Origin of the sequence: Azospirillum sp. A29, from assembly GCF_042604625.1 — a bacterium.
Taxonomy (GTDB): Bacteria; Pseudomonadota; Alphaproteobacteria; order Azospirillales; family Azospirillaceae; genus Azospirillum; species Azospirillum palustre.
This window is the reverse complement of sequence record NZ_CP170466.1, coordinates 1,962,553-1,980,512: the sequence shown is the minus strand read 5'-3', so window position 1 is coordinate 1,980,512 and position 17,960 is coordinate 1,962,553. Positions and strand designations below refer to the sequence as shown.

At 67.3% G+C, this 17,960-nt stretch carries 16 protein-coding genes and 1 tRNA gene; 10 read left to right on the top strand and 7 right to left on the bottom strand.

The window, feature by feature from the left end:
* Positions 1 to 13 precede the first annotated feature (13 nt).
* From purH to ABNQ38_RS24405, 4 genes are all read right to left on the bottom strand, one after another.
* A complete protein-coding gene (gene purH, locus ABNQ38_RS24420) occupies positions 14 to 1,618 on the bottom strand; it encodes a bifunctional phosphoribosylaminoimidazolecarboxamide formyltransferase/IMP cyclohydrolase (protein ID WP_377808430.1) in 1,605 nt (534 codons plus the stop codon).
* Positions 1,619 to 1,889: 271 nt separating this feature from the next.
* Positions 1,890 to 3,557, bottom strand: a complete 1,668-nt coding sequence (locus ABNQ38_RS24415) for a heparinase II/III family protein (protein WP_377808429.1) — start codon at positions 3,555 to 3,557, stop codon at positions 1,890 to 1,892.
* A 165-nt stretch (positions 3,558 to 3,722) separates the two neighbouring features.
* Positions 3,723 to 5,018, bottom strand: a complete 1,296-nt coding sequence (locus ABNQ38_RS24410; protein WP_377808428.1) for an RsmB/NOP family class I SAM-dependent RNA methyltransferase — start codon at positions 5,016 to 5,018, stop codon at positions 3,723 to 3,725.
* 147 nt (positions 5,019 to 5,165) lie between these two features.
* Positions 5,166 to 5,240, bottom strand: a tRNA-Gly gene (locus ABNQ38_RS24405).
* Positions 5,241 to 5,441: 201 nt separating this feature from the next.
* On the opposite strand from ABNQ38_RS24405, the gene ABNQ38_RS24400 reads away from it, so the two are divergent.
* The 4 genes from ABNQ38_RS24400 to ABNQ38_RS24385 all read left to right on the top strand — a co-directional run bounded on the left by ABNQ38_RS24400 (position 5,442) and on the right by ABNQ38_RS24385 (position 9,727).
* Positions 5,442 to 6,233 carry an enoyl-CoA hydratase/isomerase family protein gene (locus ABNQ38_RS24400; RefSeq protein ID WP_377808427.1) on the top strand — a complete coding sequence of 264 codons (792 nt, stop codon included), beginning with the start codon at positions 5,442 to 5,444 and terminating at the stop codon, positions 6,231 to 6,233.
* 53 nt (positions 6,234 to 6,286) lie between these two features.
* Positions 6,287 to 7,021: an aspartate/glutamate racemase family protein gene (locus ABNQ38_RS24395; protein WP_377808426.1), complete on the top strand. Its 735-nt coding sequence runs from the start codon at positions 6,287 to 6,289 to the stop codon at positions 7,019 to 7,021.
* 108 nt (positions 7,022 to 7,129) lie between these two features.
* The gene (locus ABNQ38_RS24390) at positions 7,130 to 8,581 is read left to right on the top strand and encodes a DHA2 family efflux MFS transporter permease subunit (protein WP_377808425.1); all 1,452 of its coding nucleotides are present in this window, start codon (positions 7,130 to 7,132) and stop codon (positions 8,579 to 8,581) included.
* A gap of 255 nt (positions 8,582 to 8,836) precedes the next feature.
* Positions 8,837 to 9,727: a LysR family transcriptional regulator gene (locus ABNQ38_RS24385; protein WP_098738890.1), complete on the top strand. Its 891-nt coding sequence runs from the start codon at positions 8,837 to 8,839 to the stop codon at positions 9,725 to 9,727.
* Positions 9,728 to 10,227: 500 nt separating this feature from the next.
* Here ABNQ38_RS24385 and ABNQ38_RS24380 read toward each other — a convergent pair whose 3' ends face one another.
* Both ABNQ38_RS24380 and ABNQ38_RS24375 read right to left on the bottom strand, forming a co-directional pair.
* Positions 10,228 to 10,842 (bottom strand): Hint domain-containing protein, encoded by a 615-nt coding sequence (locus ABNQ38_RS24380; RefSeq protein ID WP_377808424.1) that lies wholly within the window; start codon positions 10,840 to 10,842, stop codon positions 10,228 to 10,230.
* Positions 10,843 to 11,031: 189 nt separating this feature from the next.
* The gene (locus ABNQ38_RS24375) at positions 11,032 to 11,223 is read right to left on the bottom strand and encodes a hypothetical protein (RefSeq protein WP_377808423.1); all 192 of its coding nucleotides are present in this window, start codon (positions 11,221 to 11,223) and stop codon (positions 11,032 to 11,034) included.
* 152 nt (positions 11,224 to 11,375) lie between these two features.
* On the opposite strand from ABNQ38_RS24375, the gene ABNQ38_RS24370 reads away from it, so the two are divergent.
* The 4 genes from ABNQ38_RS24370 to ABNQ38_RS24355 all read left to right on the top strand — a co-directional run bounded on the left by ABNQ38_RS24370 (position 11,376) and on the right by ABNQ38_RS24355 (position 14,722).
* A complete protein-coding gene (locus ABNQ38_RS24370) occupies positions 11,376 to 11,645 on the top strand; it encodes a ribbon-helix-helix domain-containing protein (protein ID WP_098738887.1) in 270 nt (89 codons plus the stop codon).
* Positions 11,646 to 11,817: 172 nt separating this feature from the next.
* On the top strand, positions 11,818 to 12,462 hold the full coding sequence (locus ABNQ38_RS24365) for a hemolysin III family protein (protein ID WP_377808422.1): 645 nt from the start codon (positions 11,818 to 11,820) through the stop codon (positions 12,460 to 12,462).
* Between the two features lie 131 nt (positions 12,463 to 12,593).
* Positions 12,594 to 14,141 (top strand): lysozyme inhibitor LprI family protein, encoded by a 1,548-nt coding sequence (locus ABNQ38_RS24360; protein ID WP_377808421.1) that lies wholly within the window; start codon positions 12,594 to 12,596, stop codon positions 14,139 to 14,141.
* 122 nt (positions 14,142 to 14,263) lie between these two features.
* Positions 14,264 to 14,722 (top strand): MarR family transcriptional regulator, encoded by a 459-nt coding sequence (locus ABNQ38_RS24355; protein WP_109096634.1) that lies wholly within the window; start codon positions 14,264 to 14,266, stop codon positions 14,720 to 14,722.
* A 40-nt stretch (positions 14,723 to 14,762) separates the two neighbouring features.
* Here the strand turns inward: ABNQ38_RS24355 and ABNQ38_RS24350 are convergent, their stop codons facing one another.
* Positions 14,763 to 15,752 (bottom strand): D-glycerate dehydrogenase, encoded by a 990-nt coding sequence (locus tag ABNQ38_RS24350; RefSeq protein ID WP_174474226.1) that lies wholly within the window; start codon positions 15,750 to 15,752, stop codon positions 14,763 to 14,765.
* 262 nt (positions 15,753 to 16,014) lie between these two features.
* Here ABNQ38_RS24350 and ABNQ38_RS24345 point away from each other — a divergent pair, with 262 nt between their 5' ends.
* The gene (locus ABNQ38_RS24345; RefSeq protein ID WP_377808419.1) at positions 16,015 to 16,548 is read left to right on the top strand and encodes an SH3 domain-containing protein; all 534 of its coding nucleotides are present in this window, start codon (positions 16,015 to 16,017) and stop codon (positions 16,546 to 16,548) included.
* A 108-nt stretch (positions 16,549 to 16,656) separates the two neighbouring features.
* On the top strand, positions 16,657 to 17,892 hold the full coding sequence (locus ABNQ38_RS24340) for an argininosuccinate synthase (protein ID WP_098738883.1): 1,236 nt from the start codon (positions 16,657 to 16,659) through the stop codon (positions 17,890 to 17,892).
* Positions 17,893 to 17,960 lie beyond the last annotated feature (68 nt).

Below are 17,960 nucleotides of genomic sequence, written 5' to 3'. Positions count from 1 at the left end.
TCGTTTCACCTTATCAATGCCGGAAGTGTCGCATTCCGGTCAGCACCATCGCCAGACCCTTCTCGTCCGCGGCGGCGATCACGTCGTTGTCACGGATGGAACCGCCCGGCTGGATCACCGCCGTCACCCCCGCTTCCGCCGCAGCCAGCAGGCCGTCGGCGAAGGGGAAGAAGGCGTCCGACGCAACCACCGAGCCCTTGGTCAGCGGCTCCGACAGGCCGGCGGCCCTGGCGGCTTCACCCGACTTGATGGCGGCGATACGGGCCGAATCGACACGGCTCATCTGGCCGGCGCCGACACCCACGGTGGCGCCGTTCTTGGCATAGACGATGGCGTTCGACTTGACGTGCTTGGCGACGCGGAAGGCGAACAACAGGTCGGCCAGTTCCTGTTCGGTCGGCGCGCGCTTGGTGACGACCTTCAGCTCGGCCGGATCGATGCGGCCACTGTCGCGGTTCTGCAGCAGGAAGCCGCCGGACAGCTGCTTGATCATCATGCCGGGCTCGGCCGGGTTCGGCACGTCCCTGGTCAGCAGCACGCGCAGGTTCTTCTTGGTCGCCAGCAGCGCGCGGGCGGCCTCGTCGGCGTCGGGGGCGATCACCACCTCGGCGAACAGCTTGGAGATCTCCTCGGCCGTCTCGGCGTCCAGGCTGCGGTTGACGGCGATGATGCCGCCGAAGGCGCTGACCGGATCGCACAGCAGAGCCGACTTGTAGGCCTCCAGCAGGTTCGACCCTTGCGCCACGCCGCAGGGGTTGGCGTGCTTGATGATGGCGACGGCCGGCTGCTCGAACTCCGCCACCAGCTCGAAAGCGGCGTCGGTGTCGTTCAGGTTGTTGTAGGACAGCTCCTTGCCCTGCAGCTGCACGGCGGTGGCGACACCCGGACGCTTCTCGCCGGTGACGTAGAAGGCCGCCTGCTGGTGCGGGTTCTCGCCATAACGCAGGGTCTGCGCCAGCGAGCCCGACAGGGTGGTGCGCGGCGGGAAGGTCTCGCCCAGCTGGCCGGCCAGCCATGTGGAGATGGCGGCATCGTAGGCGGCGGTGCGGGCATAGGCGCGCTGCGCCAGCTTGCGGCGCAGGGCCAGCGTGACGCAGCCGTCATGGGTCGCCAGCTCGTCCATCACCGCCTCGTAGTCGGACGGCTCGGTGACGATGGCGACGAAGTCGTGGTTCTTCGCGGCGGCGCGGATCATCGCCGGCCCGCCGATGTCGACGTTCTCGACACAGTCGTCATAGGCAGCGCCCTTGGCGACCGTCGCCTCGAACGGGTAGAGGTTGACCACCACCAGATCGATGCCGGGGATGTCGTGCTGCGCCATCGCGTCGGCGTGGATGTCGCGGCGAGCCAGGATGCCGCCATGGACGCGCGGATGCAGGGTCTTGACGCGACCGTCCATGATCTCCGGGAAGCCGGTGTGGTCGGAGACCTCCTTGACCGGCACGCCGGCCTCGGCCAGACGCTGGGCCGAACCGCCAGTCGACAGGATCTCGACGCCGCGGGCGGCGAGCGCCTTGCCCAGCTCCACCAGACCGGCCTTGTCGGACACGGAAATCAGGGCGCGGGCGATGCGGACCTTGTCGGGAGCGGGGGCATGGTTGGCTTTGGGCGGGCTCATGGCGTCATCCTGATCGCTGCGGGAATTGCATAAGGCCGCAGGCAACCGGGGAGACCCGGACAAGCACGGAAGAAGAAAAGCACGGACGACCACGGAAATGCCGCTCAGCTGTGCTTATCCGCGTCCGCCCGACCGATGCCGGCCCGGACGGACATGGATAAGCACGGCGTGAAGAGTCCCGTGGTCGTCCGTGCCCCAAAATCCCGTGTTCATCCGTGTTTCCACGCCTCTCCCGAAGGGAATAGGCCCGGCCACCGCGGATGGGCGCGATTTACGCCGCCTTGCGCTCGCGGCGCAAGGCCCATTTCACCGTCAGCCCTTCGGGTCCGCATTGTCCCTGCATCATGATCTGCCGGGTGCGGCGGGGCTCCTCCCCGCTGCCGAGATAGACGCTCTCCGCCACCTCCAGCACGGCGCCAGTCACCCGCATGCGCCAGGCATTGCCACTGGGAAGGCGCAGCAGCACCTGATCGTTGCCGCCATTGCCCTGTGTCTGAACCGGAACGACCTGGACATTGGGGTGCAGGTGGAAGCGGATGGCGTAGGGCTGCGGCTGGGGCGTGGCGCCGATCACCGGTTCCAGCGTGTCCTCGCCGCGCAGGTCCTCGCCATTGTCGGCCAGATAGACGCGGCGGCGGTGCAGCAGGCCGAAGCCCTTGCTGTAGCCGTTGTGGGTGGCCACCACCAGCATGGCGCCGTCGGATTCCTGGCGTTCACAGCTGACATGCGTCGGCCGGCGGCCGAGCCCGCCCTTCTCCAGCACCTCCGACGAGTTGGTGTCGGCGACCGCCATGGTCGAGTGGGCGGAGGTGCCGGCCAGCGCCGCGCGCCAGGGGCCGCGCTGTGACGGGTGACTGCCGCAATTGACGATCAGCCGCTCCTTGTTGACGGAAACCTCCATCGACAGGGTGCCGGCATGGGCGGTGCGGTCCAGACCGGCCGGCGGCGGCGCGCCGGTGTCGAGCAGCACCAGCGTGCGCCCGGCGAGCAGACGCTCGAAGCCGGTGTGCGGCGCGCTCTTCAGCGGACGGCCGCGGGCATCGGCCTGGGCCAGCACCGTGTCGATCAGCGCCGGCTCCTCCTCCCGCCCGCCGTTGAACAGGGCGAGGCTGCCATCGACATGGCGGAAGAAGCGCAGGGCCGGCGTCATGCGGTCGATGGCGTGCTGGAGGGTTTCCGGCACCTCCTCCTTCGCGACGCGCAGGACGGCGCGCATGTCGATCAGGTCGCGCAGCACCCGCATCTGGATTGACGGGTTGCGCTCGACATGGCCGCCATCGGGCAGGATCTGGCGGGGCAGCTCCTTGTCGAGCAGGCGCAACGCCTCCCGCGCCGCCTTGTCCTGATCGGGCAGGCAATAGCCGCCATAGAGCAGGCCCTTGATCGCGCCGATCAGCCGCTCGCCGTCCAGCTTGGCCGGCGCCACCCGCAGCAGGTGGCGAAGCTGGCGCGCCATGCTCTCGAACACCCGGGCGCGGAACTCGTCGTCGGCGGACGCGCAGTAGAAATCATGCAGACCGATCCAACTGGACAGCCGCATGCCCAGCACGTCGGGCGCCCAGCTCTGCGAATGCCAGCCGCCATTCTGGTCCAGCCAGGACCATACCAGCACCCGCGCCCGGCGCCGCGCGGTGTCGCCGCCGACCGCGCGCAGGTCGCGCAGCCATTCGAAACCGTGGGCGGCGCGCAGCCAGCCGGGGCTGACGCCCTGGGGCCGCCAGTTGGGCACGCCGTTGGGGTCGACCATGACCGGCTGGCCGGCAAAGCTCATCCGGCCGGCCAGCATGGCGTTGCCGTTGTCGGTATCGCCCGGCCAGGGATCGGGCGGGATCACCGCCAGCGCGCCCGGCGCCTTGCCGCCCAGCATCAGGGCGTAGAGGGGGTTCCCATAGGCAAGGCGCGCCATGCCGCTGCGAAACCGTCCGTTCCCGTCGCCCATCTGCGCCGACTCCTTCAGGACCGCAAGCGGCGTCGGCAGCCGGCGGAGGGTGATGATGCGGTGCGGGAGAACGCGGACGGAAGCATGGCTCGTGTCGTATCAATTCGCCGCCCGCACCGCAAGACAGGGCTGGGATTTATCCCGCGGTGCGGACCGCAAAAGGCTTCACCCCTGGCGCCGGCGCAGGCGTGCCACGAAGAAGCCGTCGATCCCGCCGAGATCGGCCAGCATGCCCGGCAGGCTGCGGACCTCCCCCGCCTCGTTGATCGGCTCCGACAGGCCGCCGAGTTCGTCGGCGGTCACAGGCCAACGCTCCACCCGCGTGTCCTGTTCCAGCAGGCGGGCGACCTGCACCTCCCCCTCCTCCGGCTGGATCGAGCAGGTGCAATAGATCAGCGTGCCGCCGGGCTTCACCAGCTCGACCGAGCGGGCGAGCAGCCGCGACTGGGCGCGGGCCAGCTTGGCGATGTCGTCGGGCGTCTTGACCCGCAGGATGTCGGGGTGGCGCCGGATCGCACCCGTAGCCGAGCAGGGCGCGTCGAGCAGCACGGCGTCGGCCGGCTCCTCCGGCTCCCAGGTGGTGGCGTCGGCGGCCAGCACATCGGCCTCAAGGCGCAGGCGCTTCAGGTTCTCCGTCACCCGTTCCAGCCGGCGGGCCGAGCGGTCGATGGCGGTGACCTGCGCGCCCCGCACCACCAGCTGCGCCGTCTTGCCGCCGGGGGCGGCGCACAGGTCGAACACCCGCTTGCCGGCCAGATCGCCGAACAGCTTGGCCGGCAGCGAGGCGGCGAGATCTTGGATCCACCATTCCCCGTCCTCGAAGCCCGGAAGCTCGGTCACCGACCCGCCGGTCGGACGGCGCAGCGATCCGGTCGGCAGCAAGGTGGCGCCCAACCGCTCCGCCCAGCCGGCGGGGTCGGACTTCACCGTGATGTCGAGCGGCGCCTCGTGCAGGTGCGCCTCGACGATGCCGCGGGTGCGGGCGGTGCCGTAGGCGGAGCGCCAGGACAGCCACAGCCAGTCCGGCGTGTTCAGCCGCCCGGCATCCTGCCGCGCCGCCATCTCCGCCCCCTCGCGCCCGATGCGGCGCAGCACGGCGTTGATCAGCCCCTTGTAGGGAGCGGCGTTGCGCGCTGCCGCCAGTTCCACCGCGGTGTCGACGGCGGCGTGGGCGGGGGTGTTCAGGAACACCAGCTGCGCCGTGCCCAGCCGCAGCATGTCGTGGATGGCCGCCTTGGGCAGGCCCGGCTTGGCGAGGCTGGCCTGGATCATCTCGTCGATCTGGCCCAGCCGGCGCAGGACGGTGGCGACCAGCAGGCGGACGAAGCCGCGGTCGCGCGGCTGCAACGCCGCCAGTTCGGGATGCGCGTCGAACGCGTCGTCGAAGGGGACGGACTTGCGCAGCACGTCGCGCAGCAAGTCGAGCGCAACGCCGCGGGCGGCGAGGGAAGTGTCGGTCATGTGTATGGATCTAGCGCGCCGGACGGCCAGTGTCGATACGGGATACCCAGCGATTTCAAAAGCCCGTTGCCGGGCCGCGGAAGCCGGAAAAGCGAAGGGCCGGTGCGTTGCCGCCCGGCCCTTTGATATTCGCTTTCACCGGAGAACTGGAGCGGGCGAAGGGATTCGAACCCTCGACCCCAACCTTGGCAAGGTTGTGCTCTACCCCTGAGCTACGCCCGCGCTCCCGTCGTCCGGGAGCCGCTTTCTACGGAAACACGGCCTCCGCCGCAAGAGGAAAATTCGCCCTCCCCTCACTTTTTTCGCGACCTCCCCTTCCACCCTTGTGGCCCACCCGTTCCGCGCCGCGGCACCGGGCAGCTTGCGTCCCGGCAGCAGGGCGCTATGGTACGCGGCCATACGGCAACGGATGGAGACTGCGGCATGGCCGGCACCATCACCCTGACCCGCGATGGAGCGGTCGCGACCCTGACCCTGTCCAACCCGGACAAGCTGAACGCTTTCGACAAGCCGATGTGGCACGCCCTGATCGGGCACCTGAGCGCGCTGGAAGCCGACGAGGGTGTCCGCGTCGTCGTCATGCGCGGCGGTCCGGGCTCCAACGGCGCCCGCACATTCTCCCCCGGCGCCGACATCTCGGAGTTCGAGAGCGAGCGCAACAGCCCGGAACAGGGCACCAGCTACGGCGACCTGATGGACGAGGGGCTGGATGGCCTGCGTGCCTTGCGCCATCCGGTTCTGGCCGCCATCGACGGCCCTTGCTGCGGCATCGGTCTGGCAGTGGCGCTGGCCTGCGACCTCCGGGTCTGTTCGGAGAGCAGCCGCTTCGGCGTGCCGGTCAGTCGGCTCGGCATCTCCATGGGGCCGACGGAGCTGAAGCTGGTGGCCGACGTCGCCGGCGGTCCGGCGGCCCTGGAAATCCTGCTGGAGGGCCGCATCTTCGGTGCGGCGGAGGCCAAGGACAAGAACCTCGTCCACCGCATCGCCGCGGATGAAGGCTTCAAGGCGGAGATCGCCGCCACGATCCAGCGCATCGCTGCCGGCGCGCCGCTGGCCGCAACCCTGCACAAGCGCTACGTCCGCCGCCTCTCCGATCCAGCGCCGCTGACCGAGGCGGAGATCGCCGAATGCTACCGCTGCTTCGGCACCGGGGATTTTCGCGAAGGCTACAGGGCTTTCCTGGAAAAGCGGAAGCCGGTGTTCACCGGGCGGTGACGTGGTAAGGCTGGCGGCCTGTTCAGGACGAGCCCATGAGGAGCCTTACCGCGATGACGATCCATCCAACCGTCCGCCCCCTGCCGCAGAAGACCATCGGTGTGCTCGGCGGCATGAGCAATCAGGCCACCGGCGAATATTACCGTCTTCTCAACGACGGGCCGAATGACCGACTGGGCGGCTGGGACAACGGCGAGATCGTCATCGTCAGCGTGAATTTCGGCAACATCGAGCATTTCGTCCGCACCGGCGACTGGAACGGCGCCGAACGCTACCTCTCCGGCAAGGTCGATGCGCTGGAGCGGGCCGGCGCCGATCTGGTCATCTGCGTGTCCAACACCGTGCACCGGGTGGTCGAGCCGATCATGGCCGGCCGCAGCATCCCCTTCATCCACATCGCCGACCCGACGGGCGAGGCGATCGCGAAGGCCGGGCTGCGGCGGGTCGGCCTGCTCGGCACCGCGGCGACCATGCGGTCCGACCTGCTGGTGGAGCGGTTCCGCGACCGTTTCGGCGTCGAGCTTCTGATGCCCGACGAGGCCGACCAGGCCCTTGTCGACCGCATCATCTTCGAGGAGCTGGTGCGGCGCGACCTGCGCCCCGACTCCAAGGCCGAGTACCTGCGCATCGTCGAGGATCTGCGCCGCCGCGGCGCCGGGGGCGTAATCCTGGGCTGCACCGAGATCTTCCTGCTGATCGACCAGCCCGACCTGCCGGGCTTCCCGGTGTTCGACACCACGCGGCTGCACACGCAGGCGGCGGTGGACTTCGTCTCCGCGGCCGGGTGATCCGCCTCCGACCGCGCTTACGCATGGCAGGGCTTTCGCATGGGCGATGGTCAATGCGGCGGGACGCCTCACATTCGTAGGGTTCCGCTCTCTGCCTGACGGTCCGTCATGTCGCGCGTCACCCCGCTGATCATCGCCTGCGCCCTGTTCATGGAGAATCTCGACTCGACGGTGATCGCCACCGCCCTGCCGGGGATCGCGCAGTCGATGGGCGAGGATCCGCTGCGGCTCAGTCTGGCGATGACCTCCTACATGCTGGCGCTGGCGGTGTTCCTGCCGGTCAGCGGCTGGGCGGCCGACCGTTACGGCGCCCGCACCGTCTTCGCCAGCGCTATCGGCGTCTTCATGGCGGGCTCCATCGCCTGCGGCCTGTCGAACGGGCTGGCGGAACTGGTGGCCGCCCGCATCCTCCAGGGCATGGGCGGGGCGATGATGGTGCCGGTCGGCCGGCTGATCCTGCTGCGCACCGTGCCCAAGGACCAGCTGGTGACGGCGATGGCGCGGATGACCCTGCCGGCACTGATCGGGCCGGCGCTGGGGCCGCTGGTCGGCGGGGCGATCACCACCTACGCCTCCTGGCGCTGGATCTTCTTCATCAACGTGCCGATCGGGCTGGTGGGCATCGCCCTGGTGTTGGCACTGATCCCCAACCTGAAAGATGAGCAGCGCGACCCCTTCGACGCCCGCGGCTTCCTGTGGAGTTCCATCGCGCTGGCAGCCTTCATGTTCGGCTTCGAGAATGTCGGACGCGACCTGCTGCCGGCCTATGCTGTGGCGATCCTGCTGGCGGTGGCGCTTCTGGCGACACTGGCCTATCTGCGCCATGCCCGGCGGGTGGCGCGGCCGGTGCTGGACCCGTCGCTGTTCCGGCTGCAAACCTATCGGGCGTCGGTGCTGGGCGGCACCCTGTTCCGCATCGGCATCGGCGCGGTGCCCTTCCTGATGCCGGTGATGCTGCAGATCGGCTTCGGCCTGACTGCCTTCGAGTCGGGCGCCCTCACCTTCGCCGGGGCGGCGGGCGCCTTGACCATGAAGGCGCTGGCCGGCCCAATCCTGCGCCGCTTCGGCTTCCGCCCGGTGCTGACGCTGAACTCCATCGTCAGCGGCGTGATCCTGGCCAGCTACGGCGCCTTCCGTCCCGATACGCCGCATCTGGTGATCCTGGGCGCGCTGCTGCTGGGCGGCTTCTTCCGGTCGCTGCAATTCACCGGCATGAACACGCTGAGCTACGCCGAGGTGCCGCAGCCGATGACAAGCCGCGCCAACACGCTGGCCAGCGTGATGCAGCAGTTGTCGATGAGCCTCGGCGTCGCCGTCGGCGCCACCACGCTTCACCTGACCGTGCAGTGGAGCGGCACGCTGACCCCGGCCTCCTTCGTTCCGGCCTTCCTGACGGTCGGGCTGATGGCCTGCGCCTCCAGCCTGCCCTTCTGGCGCCTGCCCGCCGATGCCGGCGACGAGATCAGCGGACATATCGGCCGCCGCGGTCCGGACAAGCCGGCGGGCGATGCCCGCAGCGCGACGGTCAAGGCCGCCGCCCTGACCGACGCCGCGGATTAGCAAAACGGGGGCGAACGACCGTCGCCCCGTTTCCGAGCATCGCAAACATCCCTATCCATTATACGGATATGCCCGGATCGCTGTGACTTCGGATGAGAATAACTCCGGTGATCATGATTAATTTTCGTGCGAATCGCTTTTACTAGCGCGTGCGTTCCGGGCGCGTTCCCGCTATAAACATGCATGGCGGCCATGCGCCGTCCTCAAGATAAACGGGAGGCTCCGGGCGGCTGCGCATCGGGGCGGGACAGCATGATGGATTGGGACAAGCTTCGGGTCTTCCACGCGGTGGCCGAAGCCGGCAGCTTCACGCACGCCGGTGAGACGTTGAACCTCAGCCAGTCGGCGGTCAGCCGCCAGATCAGCGCGCTTGAGGAAAGCCTGGGCGTTCCACTGTTTCACCGCCACGCCCGTGGGCTGATCCTGACCGAACAGGGCGAACTGCTTCACCGCACCGCCCGCGACGTCTTCGCCAAACTGTCGATGACCGAGGCGATGCTGACCGAAAGCCGGGAGCATCCCAAGGGCCCGCTGCGGGTGACGACGACCGTCGCCTTCGGATCGACCTGGCTGACGCCGCGCATCAACGAGTTCATGTCGATCTACCCCGACATCCAGCTGACGCTGCTGATCGACGACGACGAGCTGGATCTGGCGATGCGCGAGGCGGACATCGCCATCCGCATGAACACGCCGCGGCAGCCGGACCTGATCCAGCGGCACCTGATGTCGATTCGCTTCCACCTCTATGCCAGCCAGAGCTACCTGAAGAAAAAGGGCTCGCCCAAGACGCTGGCGGAGCTGGACAACCACGACCTGATCACCTACCCGCCCGACGTGCGGGCGCCGATCCCCAACGTCAACTGGATCATGGAAATGGGCGATCCGTCGCCCAACCGGAAACCGATCCTGCAGGTCAACAGCGTCTACGCCATCTACCGCGCGGTGGAGAGCGGGCTTGGCATCGGCGCGCTGCCCGACTTCCTGGTTGACAGCTTCTCCAAGGACGTGACGCGGATCCTGCCTGATGTCGACGGGCCGAAGGTCGACGCTTACTTCGTCTATGCCGAAGAATTGCGCCATTCCAAGCGCATCGCCGTCTTCCGCGACTTCCTGGTTAAAAAAGTGGCAGAAACTCCGTTCTGACCACGAACATTTTCAGTGATCCCGCAAGAGAATTGCCAAAAACGACAGCGCCGCTCCAACTTACCGGAGCGGCGCTGTCGTTTTTGGCATTTTTATTAGCTTCCTAAGGGACTTCTGAAGCCATGCGTGTCTTGCATGGTAGATTTATACATTTATGCCTGGAAAGTTGGCAGCAGAATGGTCAAATTTTGATCGTTGGATGTTGCGACGCAGCATCTGATGTTTCGTCCCGGAGGTCTCCCCTCCGGGGTTGGGTCCTCGGACCCAGCGTCTCCCAGACGTGAAGCCTCCCTGTTCAACTCGCCGCTAATCCATCGGGTTAGCGGCGGTTTTTTTATGTGGGCAGGGGGTGGGGTCTCATCGGGGAGAAACCGGACCACCGGGCCGACGGCCTGCCATACAGGTGTGCCTTCAACCTGCCGACGCAAAAAGGGCCGCCCCACAGGACGGCCCTCCAAGTATACTCGATACCCTGCCTTACAAGCAGACCTGCCCAGGCCTCAGGCCAGTTCGGCCGTTTCGATCTGCTCGGCGCGCTTGTTGACGTTCTTGCGGATTTGCTCCAGCGCGGCCAGCGGAATGTCGATCTTCACACAGGGTTCCTGAATGCGCGGATCGTCTCCCGGATACAGCGCCTCATACTCGGCAGCGTTGTCGTAGGCCTGGCGGTTGTCGGCTTCGAGATAGGTCTCGACTGGCAGCCCTTCGGCGTACATGCCGTCATGGCTGTCGAGTTCGATGTGGAAATACTCGATCTCCTCCATCGCATCCACCTGCCGAATCGACGAGCCGTTGATCAGCAGACGGGCCGAAACACCGTACTCGCCGATCAGCAGCGCGTGGCTGGGGGAGATATAGAGATCGCGGGACGGCATGTTCCGGGCGATGGCGTCACGGGCGATCCGCACCGGCAGATGGACCTTGCGCAGATGCTCGGTATCGAAGGACGAACCCGCCAGCAGACGCCGGCCAATCCAGCGGATCGAACGGAACTCACCGGTCACCGACGACTTGATCATATCGCCGATCTTCAGGCTTTCGACAGGCACATCGCCGAACATGGAACGAACGTAAGTGCCGCGGAGGAGGCAGGTCGGAGTCGGGATCGGAGCCATTGCGTGGGAAATCCAGTTTTGGTTTCAAAGAGCCCTTCCGCCTGCCCTCCCGGATTTTCCAGGACCGGGGACGACGGTAGTAAGCCCAGAAGGTTACTCCCCTATGCAATTCGTGGGTGGGTGAAGTTGTGCAAATTTATGACCACCCGTGACCAATTGCCTCAGCCCCTTGGATGTGACCGCCCCCCTTCACCGCTCCGGACAGCCACCGGCTTCGTTCCGTGACGGCTGCGGCATTTCGTCCCCGTCCTTCCCCACCAGCGCTTCGCGGGCAATGGCGAGGATGTTGTCCAGACGGATGACCAGTTCGTTCTCGCACAGGGCGGAACGCGCCGCCGCCGCCTCGTTCATGATCGCACGCAAGGCTTCGTTTGGTGTCATGCTGTCCCCCGATCCGATGTCGATCCCATGATGCCCGCCCGGCCCTTCGACGGCTCCCCGCTCAATGGGTCATTTTCCCTGTGAAGAACTTCACAGCACACCCCCCGCCGTTTCGCATACCCATTTATGCATCAGCAACGGAGGGCTCTCCCATGCACATGCGCAACATCAGGGTGAACGGCAAGCGGACCAGCATGAAGCTGATGCCGGTGGAGTGGGAGTCGCTTGAGGAAATCTGCGCCCGCGAGTTCATGACGATGAGCGAACTGGTGTCGAAGATCGATGCCGAACGCCAGGACTGCGACAATCTCACCGGCTGCGTCCGTGTCTATGCCCTGTGCTACTTCCGCAAGGCCGCCAACCTGTCGGAGCCGATGCCGCGCCACCGCCACACCGCGGCCGTGGCCTTCGCAGCGGAGTAACGGCGTAACGCGGCCGTTCCGTCCGGCATAAGCGGTTCGCCGAAGCAGCGCCCGCCGGGTTCTTTCCATCGGACAGGACCGCTGGCGTGGCCGCTGCCGGCACACCATGTTCGACGCAGGCCCCACTCCGGCGGCCGACTTCTCTCTTTGCGTCGACCGAAGCGGTGTGCCAATGCCGGATGCCCACCAGTTTCCCGTCTACAGCGTCGGTGAGCGGCGGGCCGATGCGGTCGTTCATGCCATCGGCGTCACCGCCGGCCTCGCCGGTTTCGTCTGGCTGCTGAATGAAGGTGTGTTTTCCGGCGCCGTGCCGGTCCATACGGCGCTGGCGCTGACCGTCTACGGCCTGGGTCTGGTGGGGATGCTGACGGCCTCGGCCGCCTACAACCTCGCCCCGCCCGGCTTCGGCAAGGCGATGCTGCGGCGAGTCGACCATGCCATGATCTTCGTGATGATCGCCGGCACCTATACGCCCTTCACGCTTGGGCTGGGCCAAGGGATCGGGTTGGGTGGCGCCGTCTGGGGCGGGGCCGCCTTCGGCGCCGCGCTGAAGCTGCGTTTTCCGGGTCGCTTCAACCGGCTGGGGCTGGCGCTCTACCTCGGACTGGGCTGGGCGGTGGTCACGGCGCTGGAACCGCTTGGATCGGCATTGTCGGCGCCAGCCCTGTGGCTGCTGGTCGCCGGCGGTCTGGTCTACACCGTCGGCGTCGTCTTCCACCTGATGGATCGCATGCCCTACAACAACGCCGTCTGGCACCTGTTCGTGCTGACCGCGGCCAGCTGCCATTTCGCCGCAATCGCAGTCGCTTTTCTTTGACTGCTTTCTTTGATTGCCGCTCCTCGGAATTGGCAGGGAGGCAGAGGACAAGCTGCAACGGATTCCGTATCTTCCGCGGATCACAGTCCCAGGAAGGCATGATGGGCCGGGCAGAGAAAAACCGAGCGGTTATGGACAAGCGCAAAAACGGGAAGCCGTTCATCGGCGGCGCAATGCTGGTGGGGGCTACGGCTGCGCTTTCGATCATGGTCGTCGGCGGGACCGCAAGGGCTGAGCCGTCCTTCGATTGCAAGGCGGCCTCCACGCCGGTGGAAAAGGCGATCTGCGCCGATCCCAAGCTGGCCGATGCCGACCGGGAGATCGCCGACCTCTACAAGACGCTGCAGGATCTGTCCGCCGCCGCCGACCGTGACCGGCTGCGGACGGAACAGCGGGCCTGGCTGACGCAGCGCAACCAATGCGCCACCGCCGCCTCCCCCGGCTCCTGCCTCGGCCCGGTGCTGGACGCCCGGCGCACCGCGCTGTCCGACTCGATGCCGAAGGCGGTCGCCGCAATGTCCGCCATCGTCGACGGCATAGCCGGCGACCCGGCCGGCGCCGCCAAACGGCTTGCCGAGATCCGCGGCGGGCTGGGCAAGGGGTGGACCGCCTACCTGCTGCGCTTCGGCCCCTCCCCCGACCGCGCGAAGGCGGAGTCGCTGCTGCGCGAGGCCATCGTCGGCATCGAGGACTCCTATGCCCGCGAGACGGCCTCCGGGGTCGATCTCGCCACCGACGATGGTTTCCTCACCGCTCTGCGCGTCGTCAGCGACGAGGTGGAGATGGCGTGGCCCTGTTCGGTGATGGAGAAGCGCGGAGCGGCGGCCTGGAAAGCGATGGAGCCGCTCTATGGCAGCAACCGCGACAATTTCGGCGCCTATCCCGCCTGCCCCGACGACAAGGCCCTGCTCGCCACCCCCGCCTGGAAGGCGGTTGACGACCTGCTCGCCCCGATGCTGGAGGCGGCTTCCAACCGCACCGGCACCATCCGCTTCGCCACCTACCGCCAGATGGGCATTGACCGCATGAAGTCGGCGGTCGATCCGCGCCTGTTCGTCGCCAATCAGGGCGCCGATCAGGGAGCCGACGCCCCGCAACTGCCCCAACTGGTCAAGGATGCCTCCGGCTGGTCCAACCCGCGCTGGATCGCGCCCGGCTGGGGCGACCGCCTGCGCAAGGCGGTGGACGGTGCGGTGACGGCCTGGACGCCGCAGATCGCCACCCGCTACGGCATTGCCGCCGCCGAAGCCCGCAAGATTGCCGAGGCGGTGGCCGCCCAGGGGCTGAATGGCAGCATCGGCCTGATCACCGACAATCTGGAGGTCCAGAAGGACACCCGCCTGCCGGACTGGCTGCGCGGCAGCTGGAGCTGGAGCGGCGGCGGAGCGGACGACGCGCCCTTCAACGCCCCCGCCGGAAAGGCGCGCATCGACGAGACCAGCATCTGCGTCGGCAGCGAATGCACGGGTTACGATGTCGCCGGCCAGGGAGAGGACGCTTTCTTCGACCCGAAGGAGGTCCCCGGCGGGGTGAAGCCTGCCGCCAACGCCGCCAAGCAGGCGGTCAGCCTCGCCCCGGTGTCGGCCGGCGGCAGCTTGACCGTCGTTCCGCTCGTCGGCGGAAACCTGCTGGTCACCGGCACTGCCAAGCCGGTGGTGCTGAAGCGGGACGGAAAGTAGGCAGGCACCGGCGCCGTCCTTCTCCCGGGAACGCGAAAGTCTTGCCTGCATCGTTCGGGTAAGCGACACTTCGCGGCGCGTGCTGCGGTTGCGGAACCGCACACGGCTTTCCGGGGGGAGGCATGGCACGGAACCTCAAGGCGCTCGGGTTGTGGCGCACCGCGCTGGTCGCCAGCGTCCGCAAGGACGCGCCGGACCTGTCGGCGCGGCAATTGGCGATCCTTCTCCAGGTTTATCTGACCGACCCGCCGCACACCGTGCGCGGTCTGGCGTCGCTGCTGAACATTTCCAAGCCGGCGGTGACCCGTGCGCTCGACCGTCTGTCGGTCCTGGGCTTCGTCAAGCGCAAGCGCGATGCCGAGGACAAGCGCAACGTGCTGGTCCAGCGCACCGTCAAGGGCAGCGTCTATCTGTCCGATTTCGCTGAACTGGTGATCGCCGCCGGCGCCGTCGCACCGGAGGACATGGCCCGCATCCAGGCCGACGAGCAGCTGGCTGCCGCCGCCAAGGCAAGGCTGGAGGCGGAGTTGCAGGAGGTGCCGGCACGGGAGGCCGCCCCGCTGGAAGCCTCCGCGCCCTGATCGGTCCCCTCCCCTGTCCGAAGGGGAGGGGAACCCCGTCTTACAGCAGCGCTTCCAGAACGCGGTCGGGCGGGGCGTGGCCGTCGCTGAAGGTCTTGATGTTGATCACCACCTTCTCGCCCATGTCGATGCGGCCCTCGATGGTGGCGGAGCCCATGTGCGGCAGCAGGACGACATTGTCCAGCCGCAGCAGCTTCGGGTTGACCGCCGGCTCATGCTCGAACACGTCCAGGCCGGCGCCGGCGATTTCGCCCTTCGACAGCATGCGGGTCAGCGCCACCTCGTCGATTACCTCGCCGCGCGAGGTGTTGACGATGTAGCAGTGCGGGCGCAGCAGCTTCAGACGGCGTTCCGACAGCAGATGGTAGGTGGCCGGCGTGTGCGGGCAGTTGATCGACACGATGTCCATCCGCGCCAGCATCTGGTCCAGGCTGGACCAGTAGGTCGCTTCCAGCTCCTGCTCCAGCTCCGGATGGACGCGGCGGCGGTTGTGGTAGTGGATCGACATGCCGAAGGCGCGCGCCCGCTTGGCCAGCGCCGAGCCGATGCGGCCCATGCCCAGGATGCCCAGCCGCTTGCCGCTGATGCGGTGGCCCAGCATGGTGGTCGGACCCCAGCCGGTCCACTGGCCGGAACGGACCAGCCGCTCGCCCTCCGCCACACGGCGCGCGGTGGCCAGCAGCAGCGCCATGGTCATGTCGGCGGTGTCCTCGGTCAGGACGCCCGGGGTGTTGGTGACGACGATGCCGCGCTCGCGCGCCGCCTTCAGGTCGATGTGGTCGACACCGGTGCCGAAGGAGGCGATCAGCCGCAGCTGCGGCCCGGCGGCCTCGATCAGCGCGCGGTCGATGCGGTCGGTGACGGTGGGCACCAGCACCTCGGCGATGTTCATCGCATCCTGCATCTGGGCAGGGGTGAGCGGCACGTCGTCCGGATTGAGCCGGGTGTCGAACAGCTCCATCATGCGCGTCTCGATGACGTCCGGCAGCTTGCGGGTGACGACAACGAGCGGCTTCTTCTTGTCGGTCATCGGTGCTGGTCCTCCCTTGCCCCGGCTGCCCGCATCTGAAGGTCTCGGCACGGGCTGCTCCGGTCCATGGTTGCCATACCAAGCGGTCGTTGGACTGTCCAGAAGTCAGTCACGAAAGGCCACCCTGCGGCAAGCCGGCCGCACCGTCCCATGGGGGTGGCATCGGGAGTGGAGGCGGGGGTGGCGGCGCTTGCCCTATCGAACGGGTGGTCTCTATAGTGCGGCCCGGTTTGCCCTCCCCTATCCCTGTTCCGGTGCCGCCATGCCTGTCCGCCGCTCCGTCCTCGCCGCTCTGGTCCTGATCGCGGGGTTGGGGGCGGGACTTTTCGCGGGCGGCTGGAGCACGGCGCTCGCCGCGGAGGGGAAGGACCCGACCCATGCGTCGGGCCTGCCGATCCCCCGCTTCGTCACCGTGCGCGTCGGCGAGGTGAACCTGCGCTCCGGCCCCAACGGCAGCTACCCCATCGAATGGGTGTTCAAGCGCAAGGACATGCCGGTGGAGATCATCCAAGAATTCGACACCTGGCGCCGCATCCGCGATTGGGAGGGGGCGGAAGGCTGGGTGCACCAGAGCGCGCTGTCGGGACGCCGCGGCGTGCTGATCGTCGGCCAGACCCGCGCGATCTATGAATCGCCGCGCGGCGACGGCGCCGTGGTGGCGCGGGCGGAGCCCGGTGTCATCGGATCGCTGAAGAAGTGCCGCGACGAGTGGTGCGAGGTCGATGTGAAGGGCTATCGCGGCTGGATGAAGCGCGCCGATTTCTGGGGCACCTACCCAGGCGAGAAGATCGAGTAGCCGGTCCCGGTCATTCGCAGAGGCAGATCGGCGCCGGCAGGGCTTGAAGGCGGGCGGGAAAGGCCGTACGGTCGCGGCCTTACCTTTCTCTACTGCAAGAGCAGTCCCATGAGCGGCGCGTCCGGCAAACAGATCAAGAAAGTGGTGCTCGCCTATTCGGGCGGCCTCGACACCTCGGTCATCCTGAAGTGGCTGCAGGAAACCTATTCCTGCGAGGTGGTGACCTTCACCGCCGACCTCGGCCAGGGCGAGGAGTTGGAGCCCGCCCGCAAGAAGGCCGAGCTTCTGGGCATCAAGCCGGAAAACATCTTCATCGACGATCTGCGCGAAGAGTTCGTGCGCGATTTCGTCTTCCCGATGTTCCGCGCCAACACGCTCTACGAGGGCACTTACCTGCTCGGCACCTCGATCGCCCGGCCGCTGATCGCCAAGCGCCAGATCGAGATCGCCAACATGGTCGGCGCCGATGCCGTCGCCCATGGCGCCACCGGCAAGGGCAACGACCAGGTCCGCTTCGAGCTGGGCTATTACGCCCTGCGCCCGGACATCACGGTCATCGCGCCGTGGCGCGAATGGACCCTGAACAGCCGCACCACGCTGCTGGACTACGCCGAGAAGAACCAGATTCCGATCGCGAAGGACAAGCGCGGCGAGGCCCCCTACTCCACCGACGCCAACCTCCTGCACATCTCCTACGAGGGCAAGGCGCTGGAGGATCCGTGGGTCGAGCCGGACGAGGACATGTACACCCGCTCCGTCGCCCCGGAAAAGGCGCCGGACACCCCGACCTACATCGAGGTCGAGTTCAAGAACGGTGACGCGGTCGCCATCGACGGCAAGGCGCTGTCGCCGGCAGCCCTGCTGACCGAGCTGAACCGCCTGGGCGGCGAAAACGGCATCGGCCGCCTCGATCTGGTCGAGAACCGCTATGTCGGCATGAAGTCGCGCGGCGTCTACGAGACCCCGGGCGGCAGCATCCTGCTGGTGGCGCACCGCGCGATGGAGAGCATCACGCTCGACCGTGGCGCCGGCCACCTGAAGGACGAGCTGATGCCGCGCTACGCCGAGCTGATCTATTGCGGCTATTGGTGGAGCCCGGAGCGTCTGGCCATCCAGGCGCTGATCGACCAGACCCAGTCGCTGGTCAACGGCACCGTCCGTCTGAAGCTGTTCAAGGGCAATGTCACGGTCGTCGGCCGCCAGTCGCCCAACTCGCTGTACCGCATGGATTATGTGACCTTCGAGCAGGACAGCGTCTACAACCAGAAGGACGCGGAAGGCTTCATCAAGCTGAACGCGCTCCGCCTGCGTCTGGGCGCGATGGCCAAGCAGAAGATCGGGTAAAGCCAGAAGATCGACCAACAAGGAACCGCTCCACCGCCCGCCAGCCGGACGGTGGAGCGGTTCCTCTG

Bases quoted from the DNA above. Each gene is read 5' to 3' on its own strand.
- purH (WP_377808430.1), bottom strand. From the start codon at position 1,618: ATGAGCCCGCCCAAAGCCAACCATGCCCCCGCTCCCGACAAGGTCCGC.
- ABNQ38_RS24415 (WP_377808429.1), bottom strand. From the start codon at position 3,557: ATGGGCGACGGGAACGGACGGTTTCGCAGCGGCATGGCGCGCCTTGCC.
- ABNQ38_RS24410 (WP_377808428.1), bottom strand. From the start codon at position 5,018: ATGACCGACACTTCCCTCGCCGCCCGCGGCGTTGCGCTCGACTTGCTG.
- ABNQ38_RS24400 (WP_377808427.1), top strand. From the start codon at position 5,442: ATGGCCGGCACCATCACCCTGACCCGCGATGGAGCGGTCGCGACCCTG.
- ABNQ38_RS24395 (WP_377808426.1), top strand. From the start codon at position 6,287: ATGACGATCCATCCAACCGTCCGCCCCCTGCCGCAGAAGACCATCGGT.
- ABNQ38_RS24390 (WP_377808425.1), top strand. From the start codon at position 7,130: ATGTCGCGCGTCACCCCGCTGATCATCGCCTGCGCCCTGTTCATGGAG.
- ABNQ38_RS24385 (WP_098738890.1), top strand. From the start codon at position 8,837: ATGGATTGGGACAAGCTTCGGGTCTTCCACGCGGTGGCCGAAGCCGGC.
- ABNQ38_RS24380 (WP_377808424.1), bottom strand. From the start codon at position 10,842: ATGGCTCCGATCCCGACTCCGACCTGCCTCCTCCGCGGCACTTACGTT.
- ABNQ38_RS24375 (WP_377808423.1), bottom strand. From the start codon at position 11,223: ATGACACCAAACGAAGCCTTGCGTGCGATCATGAACGAGGCGGCGGCG.
- ABNQ38_RS24370 (WP_098738887.1), top strand. From the start codon at position 11,376: ATGCACATGCGCAACATCAGGGTGAACGGCAAGCGGACCAGCATGAAG.
- ABNQ38_RS24365 (WP_377808422.1), top strand. From the start codon at position 11,818: ATGCCGGATGCCCACCAGTTTCCCGTCTACAGCGTCGGTGAGCGGCGG.
- ABNQ38_RS24360 (WP_377808421.1), top strand. From the start codon at position 12,594: ATGGACAAGCGCAAAAACGGGAAGCCGTTCATCGGCGGCGCAATGCTG.
- ABNQ38_RS24355 (WP_109096634.1), top strand. From the start codon at position 14,264: ATGGCACGGAACCTCAAGGCGCTCGGGTTGTGGCGCACCGCGCTGGTC.
- ABNQ38_RS24350 (WP_174474226.1), bottom strand. From the start codon at position 15,752: ATGACCGACAAGAAGAAGCCGCTCGTTGTCGTCACCCGCAAGCTGCCG.
- ABNQ38_RS24345 (WP_377808419.1), top strand. From the start codon at position 16,015: ATGCCTGTCCGCCGCTCCGTCCTCGCCGCTCTGGTCCTGATCGCGGGG.
- ABNQ38_RS24340 (WP_098738883.1), top strand. From the start codon at position 16,657: ATGAGCGGCGCGTCCGGCAAACAGATCAAGAAAGTGGTGCTCGCCTAT.